This window comes from Aerococcus sp. 1KP-2016 (assembly GCF_002252085.1).
Lineage (GTDB): Bacteria > Bacillota > Bacilli > Lactobacillales > Aerococcaceae > Aerococcus.
In genome coordinates this window covers 15,640-29,994 of record NZ_NEEY01000023.1, presented here as the reverse complement: position 1 = coordinate 29,994, position 14,355 = coordinate 15,640, and the positions used below count along the sequence as shown (strand labels likewise).

The 14,355-nt window shown below is 38.6% G+C and carries 13 protein-coding genes and 1 pseudogene; 13 read left to right on the top strand and 1 reads right to left on the bottom strand.

Going from position 1 to position 14,355, the window contains the following annotated elements:
• Positions 1-569: 569 nt before the first annotated feature.
• Positions 570-1,904: a type I glutamate--ammonia ligase gene (gene glnA, locus B9P78_RS05690; RefSeq protein WP_094518537.1), complete on the bottom strand. Its 1,335-nt coding sequence runs from the start codon at positions 1,902-1,904 to the stop codon at positions 570-572.
• 216 nt (positions 1,905-2,120) lie between these two features.
• Here glnA and B9P78_RS05685 point away from each other — a divergent pair, with 216 nt between their 5' ends.
• The 13 genes and pseudogenes from B9P78_RS05685 (at position 2,121) to B9P78_RS05625 (ending at position 14,355) form a co-directional block, all read left to right on the top strand.
• Positions 2,121-2,813 carry a DUF554 domain-containing protein gene (locus tag B9P78_RS05685; RefSeq protein WP_094518536.1) on the top strand — a complete coding sequence of 231 codons (693 nt, stop codon included), beginning with the start codon at positions 2,121-2,123 and terminating at the stop codon, positions 2,811-2,813.
• Positions 2,814-2,882: 69 nt separating this feature from the next.
• Positions 2,883-3,488: a cyclodeaminase/cyclohydrolase family protein gene (locus B9P78_RS05680; RefSeq protein ID WP_094518535.1), complete on the top strand. Its 606-nt coding sequence runs from the start codon at positions 2,883-2,885 to the stop codon at positions 3,486-3,488.
• Between the two features lie 117 nt (positions 3,489-3,605).
• Positions 3,606-4,346 (top strand): NAD(P)H-dependent oxidoreductase, encoded by a 741-nt coding sequence (locus B9P78_RS05675; protein ID WP_233487750.1) that lies wholly within the window; start codon positions 3,606-3,608, stop codon positions 4,344-4,346.
• 11 nt (positions 4,347-4,357) lie between these two features.
• Positions 4,358-4,570 (top strand): hypothetical protein, encoded by a 213-nt coding sequence (locus B9P78_RS05670; protein ID WP_094518534.1) that lies wholly within the window; start codon positions 4,358-4,360, stop codon positions 4,568-4,570.
• A 382-nt stretch (positions 4,571-4,952) separates the two neighbouring features.
• Positions 4,953-6,214, top strand: a pseudogene (gene tyrS, locus B9P78_RS05665) (tyrosine--tRNA ligase).
• Positions 6,215-6,673: 459 nt separating this feature from the next.
• Positions 6,674-7,186: a C40 family peptidase gene (locus B9P78_RS05660; RefSeq protein WP_094518533.1), complete on the top strand. Its 513-nt coding sequence runs from the start codon at positions 6,674-6,676 to the stop codon at positions 7,184-7,186.
• Positions 7,187-7,299: 113 nt separating this feature from the next.
• Complete coding sequence (metG, locus tag B9P78_RS05655; RefSeq protein ID WP_094518532.1) at positions 7,300-9,324, top strand: methionine--tRNA ligase; 2,025 nt, start codon at positions 7,300-7,302, stop codon at positions 9,322-9,324.
• A 64-nt stretch (positions 9,325-9,388) separates the two neighbouring features.
• Positions 9,389-10,099 carry a TatD family hydrolase gene (locus B9P78_RS05650; RefSeq protein WP_094518531.1) on the top strand — a complete coding sequence of 237 codons (711 nt, stop codon included), beginning with the start codon at positions 9,389-9,391 and terminating at the stop codon, positions 10,097-10,099.
• Between the two features lie 115 nt (positions 10,100-10,214).
• Positions 10,215-10,811 (top strand): ribonuclease M5, encoded by a 597-nt coding sequence (rnmV, locus tag B9P78_RS05645; RefSeq protein WP_094518530.1) that lies wholly within the window; start codon positions 10,215-10,217, stop codon positions 10,809-10,811.
• Position 10,812: 1 nt separating this feature from the next.
• Positions 10,813-11,715, top strand: coding sequence for a 16S rRNA (adenine(1518)-N(6)/adenine(1519)-N(6))-dimethyltransferase RsmA (gene rsmA / locus B9P78_RS05640; RefSeq protein ID WP_094518529.1), 903 nt, complete (start codon positions 10,813-10,815; stop codon positions 11,713-11,715).
• Between the two features lie 123 nt (positions 11,716-11,838).
• Complete coding sequence (locus B9P78_RS05635; protein WP_094518528.1) at positions 11,839-12,081, top strand: Veg family protein; 243 nt, start codon at positions 11,839-11,841, stop codon at positions 12,079-12,081.
• 155 nt (positions 12,082-12,236) lie between these two features.
• A complete protein-coding gene (gene ispE / locus B9P78_RS05630) occupies positions 12,237-13,112 on the top strand; it encodes a 4-(cytidine 5'-diphospho)-2-C-methyl-D-erythritol kinase (RefSeq protein WP_094518527.1) in 876 nt (291 codons plus the stop codon).
• 256 nt (positions 13,113-13,368) lie between these two features.
• The gene (locus B9P78_RS05625) at positions 13,369-14,355 is read left to right on the top strand and encodes a metal ABC transporter solute-binding protein, Zn/Mn family (RefSeq protein WP_233487749.1); all 987 of its coding nucleotides are present in this window, start codon (positions 13,369-13,371) and stop codon (positions 14,353-14,355) included.

The following is a 14,355-nucleotide window of genomic DNA, read 5'->3' as shown; positions in this document are numbered from 1 at the left end:
TTCGCATTATTTTCTAATATCTTGAATTATTCTATAATTCCCTCGTTCACAATACAACAAAATAGGCTGGGACAAAAAATAAAATCATATATTTTTCGTCCTTACAGTGTACGTTCCTTGTGAGCCGTGGGACCATTGAAAGCCAAGGTCTTTCAATTTGAAATCGAGCCTTAGTCTCGACTTCATCCTCTTTCACGGCTAAGGACATACACTTTCAGTCCTTTAACCTGTTCCCATGATATATTTCAATCAAAACGTATAAGAATTTTTTCAAAGTAAAAGGCGTACACAACTCTTATTAAGAATTGTGTGCGCTTTTTAGAGGCCATTTGTGCCAACATCATTTTGTTACTTCGTTAATAATATAATGCCAGCATCATTTGCGATTGTGGATAAAGAGAGAAATCAAACAGCGTAACGGGACCTTCTGTAATCCCCGTTTCTCAATAAAATAGCGCAACATTTACTCGATAATTATCGTAATTTTATGCCAAGTTTTTTTCAACTGTAATCCGAATCATATAAATGAGCACAAAAAAACCGCCGAGGCGGTTTTTTGTATTGTCGGATTAATATTGTTCTAAGTAAGTGTTTAATTCCCAGTCAGTAACTTGGTGTAAGTACTCTTGGAATTCAATGCGTTTGCTTGATAAGAAGTTTGCAGTGATGTGTGCACCTAATGATTCTTGTACAACTTCATCTAACTCTAATTCGTCTAAAGCGCGAGATAGAGAGTTTGGTAATTTGTCGATACCACCGTTTACTAATTCATCAGCAGTCATTTTGTATACATTACGGTCGATTGGTGCAGGTGCAACCATTTCGTTCTCGATACCTTTTAGACCAGCACCTAAGATAGCAGCTAATGCTAAGTATGGGTTAGCTGATGGGTCAACTGAACGTAATTCAACACGAGTTGATTTACCACGAGCAGCTGGGATACGGATTAGTGGTGAACGGTTACGAGTAGACCATGCAATGTTTACTGGTGCTTCGTAGCCTGAAACTAAACGTTTGTATGAGTTAACGATAGGGTTCGCAACAGCTGTAATTGCTTTAGCATGTTCTAGGATACCAGCGATAAATTGCATAGCTGTTTCAGATAATTGGTTATCTGTGTTTGCATCAAAGAAGACATTTTCGTCGCCTTTAAATAATGAAATGTTGCAGTGCATACCTGAACCGTTAATACCGTAGATTGGTTTTGGCATGAAAGTTGCATGTAAGTTATATTTACGAGCAATTGTCTTAACGATTAATTTGAATAATTGAATCTTGTCACAAGCGTCAACAACGTTTGCGTATTTGAAGTCAATTTCATGTTGGCCAATAGCAACTTCATGGTGAGAAGCTTCTACTTCAAAGCCAAGGTCTTCAAGGACAAGTACGATTTCACGACGGCAGTTTTCACCTAAGTCAACAGGTGCAACGTCAAAGTAACCGCCAACATCATTTACACGAGTTGTTGGGTTGCCATCTCCACCGATTTTAAATAGGAAGAATTCAGGTTCTGGACCTAAGTTGAATGAAGAGAAACCGAAGTCATCTAATTTTTCTACCATACGTTTTAGGTTACCACGAGGGTCACCAGCGAATGGTTCACCTTCAGTTGTGTAAATATCACAGATTAAGATTGCAATTTTTCTGTCATCAGATCCCCATGGGAAAACAGTCCAAGTATCTAAGTCTGGATGTAATTTCATATCTGCTTCTTCAATACGAACGAAACCATCGATTGAAGAACCATCAAAGGCCATTTCATTGTCCAAAGCTTTGTCCAATTGTGATACAGGAATTTCAACGTTTTTTAAGATACCGTTAACATCTGAAAAGGCTAAACGAATAAAATGTACGTTTTTCGCTTTTGCATCTTCAAAGATTGCTTCTCTTGTCCATTTTGACATAATTTTAACTCCTTTTTTCTTCCTTGATTTATGCTACTTGAGTATTATCTACATAAAAATACATAATTGCAAGCGCAATTTTACGTATAATGTCACAAAATATAACATGAAAATTGATTGACAGTAAAATATGACATTTACAACCGTTAGCGTAGGCTTTTTGCTATAATGATGAAATTATCATAAAAAAAATGAAAAGGAAATGAGGAAGTGTAGATGGTAATTTGGGGGGCGATAGTGAATGCCTTGAGTGTATTGCTTGGCGGTTGGCTTGGGAGTTCGATGGGACACCTGTTACTTGAACGGACCAGAAAAGGGATAATGACAGCTATTTCACTAGCAATTGTTTTCATTGGTGTACAAGGCGCTTTGGAGACGGAAAATCTGATTGTCATGATTCTTTCGCTCGTTTTTGGCACACTAATTGGGGAATCTTTAGATTTTGAAGGGAAATTTAATCAGTTTGCTCATCAATTACAAGACCGATTTGCGGGTGATGGTGAATCAACTTTTCAGGAAGCGTTTGTGTCGTCCACCTTATTTGTTGCGGTAGGAGCTATGGCCATTATAGGGTCCTTGCAATCAGGGTTATCCTTAAATCACTCAACCATGTATGCTAAATCTATTTTGGATTTTGTTTTTATCTTTGTTCTTTCCTCAACTTTAGGTATCGGTGGTGCCTTTTCAGCTGTACCATTATTCATTTACGAAGCAGCACTCGCAATAGTAGCATCTTTCGTCGCACCATTTTTGTCGACTGCTGTCACTTCGGAAATAGGGGCAGTAGGTTCCTTATTAATCATGGGACTTGGTTTTAATTTGATGCAGGTGACAGATATTAAGGTGATGAATATCGCGCCTTCTATGTTCATGCCTATTTTAATTTTGCCAATTTTAACAATGTTTTAATATTTTTAGACGGATAAAAAGAAAGACTAGTATATAATAGAGAAAAAAGGATTTAGGAGACGATAATTCATGGAAATGTATGCATATCTTGAGGATCTAGCATCAAGTAAATCAGCACCAGGTGGCGGTTCAGCAGCAGCTTACGCAGGATCTATGGGGGCAGCCCTAGGAAACATGGTATTAAATATCACGATTGAAAAGCAAAAAAATGCAGATAAAGAATTATTGAGTGGCTTAGTAGCACACATGACGGTTCATCAAAAAAACTTGTTTGATCTAGTCGAAGGGGATGAAGAAGCATCCACAAAATTGTTTGATGCATATAAATTGCCTAAAAATACTGAAGAAGAAAAGGCAACTCGTTTACAAGCAATCCAAGATGGATTAAAAATTGCGACCGAAGTACCACTTGATGTGATGAAGAATGCGACGCATGCATTAGAAATTATGATCCAAGTTGCGGAACTAGGACGCAAATCGGTACTGGCTGATGTAACTGTTGGTACATCTATGTTAAAAACGGCTGTACTAGCTGCAAATGAAAATGTGGTTGAAAACGTTGAATATTTGAAAGACACAGCCTTATCAGCAACGTTTGCAAGCCAAGCAGAAGACTTCATTGCCAGAACAAATTTAGCAACAGAATTGATCGCCAAAAAACTAGAAACACGTTAAATATGAATGATTTGCCTAGACCGGATGTCAATACCGGTCTTTTTTGTTGCAGTTATTTGTTCATGTGTTCAAGCTTGATGGTATTTAAATAAGCTTTTTACAAGCAGTCTATTTGGTGTGCGTTGGTATTTTAGTTATGATGTAATTAATCAAAACGACCAGAAAGTAGGTGGAAAAGTGGCAAGTGTGGTTTTCGGTGGCCATCCAGAAATGGAAACGTCAGCATCTCATCAATTTTTATATGCATCTAGACCAGAATCAGTCCCATTTATCCAAATTGAAAGACCTTTTACAGACGAGAATGTTCATCAATATCAAGCAGCGATTCTATCCGCTGATCGTTGGTTTATCCAGTTCCCTTTATTTTGGTATCAAGCACCTGGTTTGGTATCTGATTTTATTCAAGAAGTATTTTCGAAAGATTTCTTAGACCAAAATACGAAACTTTTAAAGGACAAAGAATTTGGTGCCATCATTTCTGTGGGGGTTCCCCTTCGTCAATACCAAGCAGGTGGACGTGAAGATGTCACGATTTCTGAATTATTAAGACCTTTTCAATCTTTCGCACGCGCAATTGGTTTCAAATACTTGCCGCCTTTTGTATTAGCCCAACATTCATATCAACCAGAGCACGTTCAGCAAGAAAATCTGGTACAATTTAGACAGTATTTACAACTGCCTACCCAAGCCAATTTCGCGAAACGAAATGCCTGGCTCATTGAATCATTACATGAAATTTCCAGTGAATTTGATCAACCGTTGAAGGACCAATTGAATTTGGTTGCTGATGAATGGTCAGATGCAATGGACAATTTAGCCGACATTGAAGCACAGTTACCGAAAACGACTTGGCGATAGGGGGAAAAGCAATGATTATTTTTAACTCGAGAAAGGATCTATTGATGGACGACAATTTAACTTGGACGGAAGTCATCATCGATGAAGCTGTCCAAAAAGCTGATAATTATGCAACGATTGCTTTATTAAAGAAAATCAAAGCCGAAATTGCTGAAACTGATAAGCGTATCGCCCAAGCGCAAGGAAAATTGGATGGTATTTCTTGGGATCATGAAGAGTGGTAAATCGGTCATTTAAAGCGAGCAATACAATGAAATTTTCTTGACTTATTGAAAGACAATGATAAAATGCCATTATGAAGCCTTTGCTTCACATTCAAATAGCCTTGTGCAATGCAATGAATGTGGTGTTCCAAAAGAACGAAGTAGTGATGAATCTGGCATATAGAGACCTAGTGGTTGGTGTAAACTAGGCGAGGATTGAGCGCGAATTACCCACAGGAGCAATTTCTTACGACGGCTAGTGCCCGTTAACGCACATGAGCGGTTATATTTCATTTGATTTATGACAATTTGGGTGGTAACACGGTAAACAATCGTCCCTGTACTAAGTTTTGAACTTAGTGCAGGGATTTTTTATTTTAACAAAAGAAAAAGGAGCACATTCATGAATATTATTGAAGAACTAGAATGGCGTGGGGCCATTAATCAACAAACAGATGAAGAGGGTTTAAAAAATTACATTAAAGATCACCAAATCAGCTTATACTGTGGTGTTGACCCAACAGGGGATTCGCTACATATTGGTCATTTGATTCCGTTTATGGTCTTGAAACGATTCCAACTTGCTGGTCACCGTCCAGTTATCTTAATTGGTGGTGCAACGGGTTCTATTGGGGATCCTTCTGGAAAATCGGAAGAGCGTAATCTACAATCTATGGCACAAGTAGAAGAGAATGCTCGCAAACTTGCTGGTCAAATGGAACGTCTTTTCTTGCAAGAAGAAGGAGCAGACTTCCGCATGGTGAACAACTATGATTGGACGAGCAACTTGTCCTTATTAGACTTCTTGCGTAACATTGGGAAACGTTTCAATGTGAACACGATGATTAAAAAAGATATCGTTGCTTCACGTTTGGAAACAGGTATTTCCTTTACCGAATTCTCTTACCAAATCTTACAATCAATGGACTTCTTACATTTATTTAAAAATGAAGATGTGCGCCTACAAATTGGTGGGGCAGATCAATGGGGAAACATTACCTCAGGTCTAGAGTTAATTCGTAAGGAAGAAGGTGCCGAGCTGAGGCTTTTGGATTAACGATCCCTTTGATGTTAAAAGCAGATGGTACCAAATTTGGTAAAACAGCAGGTGGCGCTGTGTGGTTAGATCCAGAAAAGACTTCACCATATGAATTCTACCAATTCTGGTTAAACCAAAATGATGCGGATGTTGTGAAATATTTGAAATACTTTACTTTCTTATCTAAAGAAGAAATCGATGCGTTAGAAGAAAAAGTGGCAACTGAACCTGAAAAACGTGAAGCACAAAAGACATTAGCTGAAGAAATGACCTTATTTGTACATGGTGAAGAAGGCTTGAAAGATGCCCAAACCATTACTGAAGCCCTATTCTCTGGTAATATTGCGGATTTATCAGCTAAACAAATTGCACAAGGTTTTGGGAATATGCCTGGATCAACTATGCCTAAAGAAGCTAATAATTTAGCAGTATGGTTAGTAGATGCTGGCATTGAAGCTTCTCGTCGTCAATCACGCGAAGATATCACGAACGGTGCAATCTACGTGAATGGTGAACGTATTCAAGATGTAGATTATGAAATTTCTGCTGCGGATGCTATCGAAGGGCAATATATTGTCGTTCGTCGCGGTAAGAAGAAATACTTCCTTGTAACAATTGAAGATTAGTTTTAACGATGATACAAAGAGGCTGGGACAAAAGATTAAAAGTATCGGTTTTTCGTCCTTACAGTGTACGTTCCTTGTGAGCCGTGGAACCATAGAAAGCCAAGTTCTTTCAATTTGAAATCGAGCCAAGGTCTCGATTTCATCCTCTTTCACGGCTAAGGAACTACCTTTCCAGTCCTTTAACCTGTTCCCGTGATATATTTCAATCAAAATTTATAAGAATTTTTTCAAAGTAAAAGGCGTACACAACTCTTATTAAGAATTGTGTACGCCTTTTTAGAGACCTTTTTTCCCATCCTCTTTTTGTATGATGAAGATGCAGGTATTTTCAAATGTTTCGTATACGTAAAATCACTCCGAAAACGCTTGGTAAAAGTTGTGTAAAGCCTATAGTAATGGGGTTTGTAACCTGTTAGGATGACCTTGTTGCAGTCACTTGAATAGGAGGGATTTATTTTAATGAAGCATTTTAAGTACCAATTGGGCACTATTGTCTGTATCTGTATGGCAAGTTTTTCAATTCATACACAAGTTGTATACGGACAAATAAGGGAAAATAGTAGCGATATACTTGTTAGGCCACTAGTAGCCACATCAACTGCTACGTATCTCAGCGATGCGGAACGCTATGCCATTATACAAGAAGGTACCAAGTTACTAGGACAACCTTACGTTTGGGGTGGTAATCGCATAGGTGGTTTTGATTGTTCCGGTTTTATTGAATACATATTTAATAGAAATGGCAAATATATGCCACGAACTACACAGCAACAGCAATATTTTGGGGATAAGATTCGTATAGACCAAGCACTACCAGGAGATTTGTATTTTTTTGAGGATAATGGAGAAGTTTATCACGTAGCCCTAGCGCTAGGTGATGGTGCCTATATCCATAGTCCTAGTCCTGGACGCAAAGTGTCGTATGGACACATAAGCCGCTTTCAAGCTCAATTTGCCTTGCGTGTACTTTAGCAAGCGCAATCACGGGAAAGTCTATCAAAACAAGAAGAATGCCCTTAAAAATATGATCAATTGTGATATACTATTACAGAACATACTAGACAAATATTAGGGGGCACTCATTCGTGGCTGAAAATAAAGAAACTTTTTACATCACAACACCGATTTATTATCCAAGTGGTAAATTACATATCGGTAATACTTATACAACTGTAGCATCTGATACGCTAGCACGTTATAAACGAGCAAGCGGTTATGACGTATTATTCCTAACTGGTACAGATGAACATGGTCAAAAAATCCAACAAAAAGCTGAAGAACAAGGTATTACACCACAAGAATATGTAGATAATATGGCTGCCGGCATGCAAGAATTATGGCATACAATGAAAATCTCAAATGATATTTTCATGCGTACATCTAGTGAGGCACATGTTGAAGCAATTCAAGCAATTTTCGAACGTTTATTAGCACAAGGGGATATTTATCTTGGTGAATACGAAGGCTGGTACTCTGTTTCTGATGAAGAATACTTTACTGAAACACAATTGGCTGAAGTATATAAAGACGAAAATGGCAAAGTGATTGGTGGGGTAGCACCATCAGGTCATGAAGTAGAGTTAGTTAAAGAAGAGTCTTACTTCTTTAGAATGAGTAAATATGCTGATCGATTAGTGGCTTATTACGAAGAACAACCTGAATTCATTCAACCTGAAACACGTAAGAATGAAATGATTAATAACTTCATTAAACCAGGTTTGGAAGATTTAGCTGTGTCACGTACTTCATTTAACTGGGGTGTACCGGTTAAATCAAATCCGAAACACGTTGTTTATGTTTGGATTGATGCCTTAGCAAACTATATTACTGCATTAGGCTATCCAAACCATGACATGGCCAAATTCGAAAAATACTGGCCAGCAAGTATTCACTTTGTTGGTAAAGAAATCGTGCGTTTCCATACGATTTATTGGCCAATTATGTTGATGGCATTAGACTTACCACTACCAAAACAAGTCTTTGGTCACGGTTGGTTATTAATGCAAGATGGTAAAATGTCTAAATCAAAAGGTAACGTTGTCTACCCTGAAATGTTGGTTGAACGTTACGGTCTTGATTCCTTACGTTATTACCTAATGCGTGAAGTGAAATTTGGTTCTGATGGTGTCTTCACGCCAGATAATTTTATTAACCGCATTAACTATGACTTAGCCAACGATCTTGGTAACTTATTGAATCGTACTGTTTCAATGGTTAATAAATACTTGGGTGGCCAAGTAGGCGCATATCCAGGTCAAATTACAGCATTCGATGGTCTGCTAGAAGCACTGATTACAAGTGAGCTTGCTGGTTACCATAAAGCAATGGATGATTTACAATTCTCAGTTGCTTTAGACCATGTATGGGAAATCATTTCACGTACCAACAAATACATCGATGAAACAGCACCGTGGATTCTAGCGAAAGATGAAGCATCTGCTGATCAATTGCAATCTGTTATGTACCACTTAGTGGATTCTTTACGCATTATCGCTATCTTAATCCAACCAGTGATGGTTGAAACACCTGCAGAAATGTTTACGCAATTAGGTATCGATTTCAATACAGATGCAGGTTTTGAAAATGCAAAAGTTGGTTTATACCCTGAATCAGCGAAAGTAATTGAAAAAGGTCAACCAATCTTCCCTCGTTTAGATCACGATGAAGAAGTTGCCTATATTCAAGCGCAAATGGCAGCCTCTAAACCGGTTACCACTGAAGAAGCGGAAGAAGCTAGCGCATTCAATCCAGAAGAAACGACTTTAGTTTCTAGTAAAGAAAGCCAAATCAAATACGATGTTTTCGATCAAGTTGAATTGAAAGTTGCAGAAGTAATCGATGCTGATTTCGTTGAAGGTGCGGATAAATTATTGAAATTTAGATTAGATGCTGGGGATGAAGGTCACCGTCAAATCTTATCTGGTATCCGTGAATTCTATCCAGATCCAACAGTATTAATCGGTAAAAAAGTTTGCATCGTTGCTAACTTAAAACCTCGTAAGATGAAAGGTCAAATTTCTCAAGGTATGATTTTATCTGCAGAAAAAGATGGCAAATTACAAGTTGTATTTGCACCGGATGATGCAGTAAATGGTTCAGAAATTGCCTAAACAATAGTACAAAGCAAAGACTGGGTTTTTATCCAGTCTTTTTCTAAGTTAAGGAAGGAATTTTATGTTATTTGATACACATACACATTTAAATGTTGATGATTTTGACGATGACCGTGAAGAAACGATTTTACGCGCGCGTGAAGTTGGCGTTAAGGGTTTTGCTTTAGTCGGCTTTAACGTCAATACGATTCGACGTGCTCAAGAAATGATACAAGAAAACCCTGATATGGTAGGTATTTACGGTTGGCATCCAACAGAAGCGATTGACTATAATGCTGAGGCCGAGTCTTTTCTGCTAAAAGCACTCGAAAGCCCAAAAGTTGTAGCTGTTGGGGAAACAGGGCTGGATTATTATTGGGAAACTAGTCCCCATGACGTCCAAGAAAAAGTTTTTCGTCGACAATTAGCCATTGCTCGTGAAATGCATTTACCTATTGTGATTCATAACCGTGATGCGACCGCCGATTGTTACCGCATTTTAAAAGATGAAAAGGTAGGCGACTTTGGGGGGATTATGCATTCTTACGGTGAAACTGAGGAATGGGTGGAAAAATTTCTTGATTTAGGCATGCATATCTCATTGTCAGGTGTATCCACATTCAAAAAAACGGATGATGTACGCGCAGCTGCGAAACTGGTGCCGGATGATAAAATTTTGATTGAAACAGATTCACCTTACTTAGCTCCTGTACCAAAACGCGGTAAGCGAAATGAATCTGCTTACGTAGCCTACGTGGCCCAAGTCTTAGCAGACACACGGGAAACGAGTTAGATGCATTTGAAGCGTTAACCTTTAAAAATGCATGTGATTTATTCAATTTGAATTTTGATGGCACGAATTTGAACTTAAAAACAGATGCAAATTCAATGAAAAGAGGCTAATCATCATGCCTGATAATCAATCAAATAATCCACAAAAAAAACATATTCAGCAAGTTATCGTGGTTGAAGGGAAATCCGATACACAACGCTTGCAAGCCATCTATGATGTCACTACAATTGAAACAAATGGCTCTGCTTTAAGCCAAGAAACCCTTGATGAAATCAGGAAAGCCCAAGCAATTCATGGGGTTATCGTGTTCACAGATCCGGATATTTCAGGTACGAAAATCCGTCAGGGTGTCATGGATGCTGTGCCAGATGTGCAACATGCATTTATCGAACGTAAGGACGCTAAACCCGACCACAAAGGCAGTCTTGGTGTTGAGCACGCTTCAAATCAAGCGATTGAAGATGCTTTAAGCCATGTATATACACTTAGTGAGGGCAAGGATACATCCAAAGAGATTCCACAAAATGTCTTGATTCGACTAGGTTTAGTCGGTGGCAGTGGATCCAAGGAAAAGCGACAATACTTAGCTAGCCAACTTCATATTGGTTATGTAAATGGCAAACAATTAGCGAAACGATTAGCTTTATTTCAAATTACTTTAGACCAGGTAGAAGATGTCCTGGCAAATTATCAAAAAGAAACAGGTGAATAAGATGACTGAACCAACAAAATATATCGCAACACCTTCAAGAACAGGTGAAATACTTAAGAAGTTTCATTTAGACGCTAAGAAATCTTTAGGTCAAAACTTCTTAACTGAACCGCAAATTTTACAACATATGATTGATGTTGCTGAAGTGGATAATGACACGAATGCCATCGAAATCGGTCCAGGTATTGGTGCCTTAACCGAATTTTTGGCAATGAATGCCAAAGAGGTGTTAGCGTTTGAAATTGATCAACGTTTATTACCTGTTTTAGCGGACACCTTAGCCCAATATGACAACGTGACGATCAAACACCAAGATATTTTGGAAGCTGATTTGAATGAAGAAATTGCTAAGATGGGACCAGCGGAGAAAACCGTCGTAGTGGCAAACTTACCTTATTACATTACTACACCAATTATTTTCAATTTATTAGAAGCAAGCATTCAATTTGATAAATTTATCTTGATGATGCAAAAAGAAGTGGCAGAGCGTTTAACTGCTGCACCAGGAAGTAAGGCATATGGTTCACTCTCAGTAGCCATTCAATACTACTGCGATGCTGAAATTGCTTTTAATGTACCGAGAACGGTTTTTAATCCGCAACCAAATGTAGATTCAGCTATACTAGCCTTGACTAAATTACCTACACCACGCATTCAAGTCATTGATGAAGCCTTTTTCTTCCGCTTAGTCCGTGCAAGTTTCAAACAACGTCGTAAAACATTATGGAATAATTTACGTGCGGCTTTTGGTAAGGAAGAGACGACAATCGAAAAGATGACTGTGGCACTTGAAGATGCGGGACTTGATCCGAAACAACGAGCAGAAACATTGTCTATTGAAGATTTTGGGAAATTGGCAGACGCACTTTTCCAAAAAGGTATCACGTATGAGGATGCTGAATAATCGGTAAAATTTGTCATCATTTCTAACATTTTTGTAATGTAATAAATTCTTGACAACAAAAGATAAAAATGGTATTTAAAAATCTTGCAATTTATGATATAATACTGCAAGAGAGGTGAGGGCATGCCAAATAATATTGCAACAATTAAAGCTGAACTTGAGAGTAAAATCGGTGAACGCGTCCATTTAACACAACAAATCGGACGTAAACGCGTTATGAAACGTCAAGGGGTGCTAAGCGACACTTTCCCTGCTGTTTTCGTAGTTGAGTTAGATCAAGACGAAAACAAATTTGAACGTATCTGCTATAGTTACTCTGACGTATTGACAGAATCAGTAGAAATTGAGTTTGAAGCACTTGACTAATTTCTCTAAATAGAAGAAGACCATAATCGAAAACGGCAGTATCAGATCTTTGCGTAGGTGAAGCTTGATATTGTGGTTTTTTTCTTTTTTATCGGCATTATTTTTGGTAAACTAAGTGATAAATATACGGAATTTAATAGATGGGAGGTTTGCACATGATAGAAGGAGAAGTTGCACCGGCCAAGATTAATCTTGCCCAGGATATTTTATTTCGCCGTGATGACCAATATCATGAAGTTGCAATGGTGATGGCCTCTATCGATTTGTCGGATTATTTAACCTTTGAGTTGATACCAGAGAATAAGATTATTGTTGAAACCAGTCGCGCTTTTTTGCCGGAAGATAATCGTAATCATGCTTTTCAAGCTGCCCAATTAATGAAGAAAATTGGCAATATTCAATCTGGTGTGCATATTTCAATCGAAAAACGAATACCAGTTGCAGCTGGACTAGGTGGTGGTTCGACAGATGCAGCCGCAGTATTTCGTAAACTGAATACCATGTGGGATATGAACTTACCATTGTCTGAGCTACAAGCATTAGCTAGCCAAGTCGGATCAGATGTGGCCTATTCTATCGCAGGTGGTACGGCTTTAGTTGAAGGTAGAGGGGAAAAGATCTCCCTCATCCAACCTGCACCAAAATGCTGGATTATTTTAGCTAAGCCAGCGATTTCCGTTTCGACCCGGAAAATCTTTCAACAGTTGGATATTGAGCGCTTGAAATACGAGCCGAATACACCCAAAGTATTAGCAGCTTTGGAAAATGGTTCTTATCAAGATTTAATGGCAGCGATTGGTAATTCTCTTGAAGGGGTAACTTTCGCGCAACACCCACAACTCGCACGTTTGAAGCAACAGATGCTTCACTTTGGGGCTGATGGGGTCACGATGTCTGGTTCTGGGCCAACTATTATTGGTTTTACTCAGGTATATAGCCGTGGTCATCGCATTTATAATGCCTTGAGAGGTTTTTGCCAAGAAGTGTATATGGTTCGTGTCATGCCTGAACCATTTGATGAATTTAAATAACAAACGAAAGTCCGTGGATAGAACCATGGACTTTTTTTGTTGTTTGGTAGAATGTTTCGGCGTTTTTATTTTTCTACAGATGGAAAATGCAATTTCAAAGAGGGCCAAGGAATTCTTTTTACAAATTTCGAGGATCATCCTTGCTAGGTTTTTGTAAGTATGCTATATTATCTTTTGTGCAAATCGTAATCGATACGATTTAAATGACGAAATATTCATATATACATACGAAAATGATAGAGATGAGGAGGATTACGTGAAAATTTTCAAAATATGGAAATGGCTTATTGCAATGGTAGCAATCGTTTTTTTATCTGCCTGTAGCCAGACCGGTTTATCAGATACTGCTTCAAATGAACAAAGTGATGATCTAAAAATTGTTACAACTTTTTATCCCATGCAAGCCTTAACGCAGGCTGTAGTTGGCGATATAGCAGAAGTAACGGCTATGATGGCTAATGAAGAAGTGCATGATTACGAGCCAAGTGCCCGAGATATTGCGACTTTAAATGAAGCAGATATATTTGTATATAATAGCGATGAAATGGAAATTTGGGTGCCAAGTCTCTTAGCTAGCTTGCAAAATGATGACTTACTAATCATTGAAGCATCGGCAGACGTGGCAACGATTGATGGTGACGTGACCACTATTGAAGGTGATACAACAGTAGAGGAAGAACATTCAGAGCCAGAACATGCAGAAGAGGCAGAGGCGCATGATGTGGATCCACATACATGGCTAGACCCTGTGAATGCGGCAACCGAAATCAAAACGATTGCTGATGCCATTAGTAGTTATGACGCAGGGCATGCCCCAATTTATCAGGATAATGCTAGCAAAATGACCATGCAATTGTCTGACTTAAATGCGCAATACCAGGCCCTATTCGCAGATGCTGAGAACAAACTATTCTTGACCCAACATGCGGCTTTTGGTTATCTGGCTAACCGCTATGGCTTAAATCAAGTAGCCGTAACTGGCTTAACAGAATCAGCAGAACCGTCACCCAAGCGCATTGCTTTGATTGTAGATTATATTCGCGCCAACCAAGTACCAGTGATGTATATTCAAAAAGGTGGCTCATCAACAATTGCAGACACCATTGCTGCCGAAACAGGGGTGGCTATCGGCGAATTACAGTCTATGGAAAGTGTAGATACAGCAACATATCCAGCTGATGGAAAAGGATTCATGAAAATAACGACAGAGAATCTAGAACATCTGTCTAAAGTTGTGCATTAA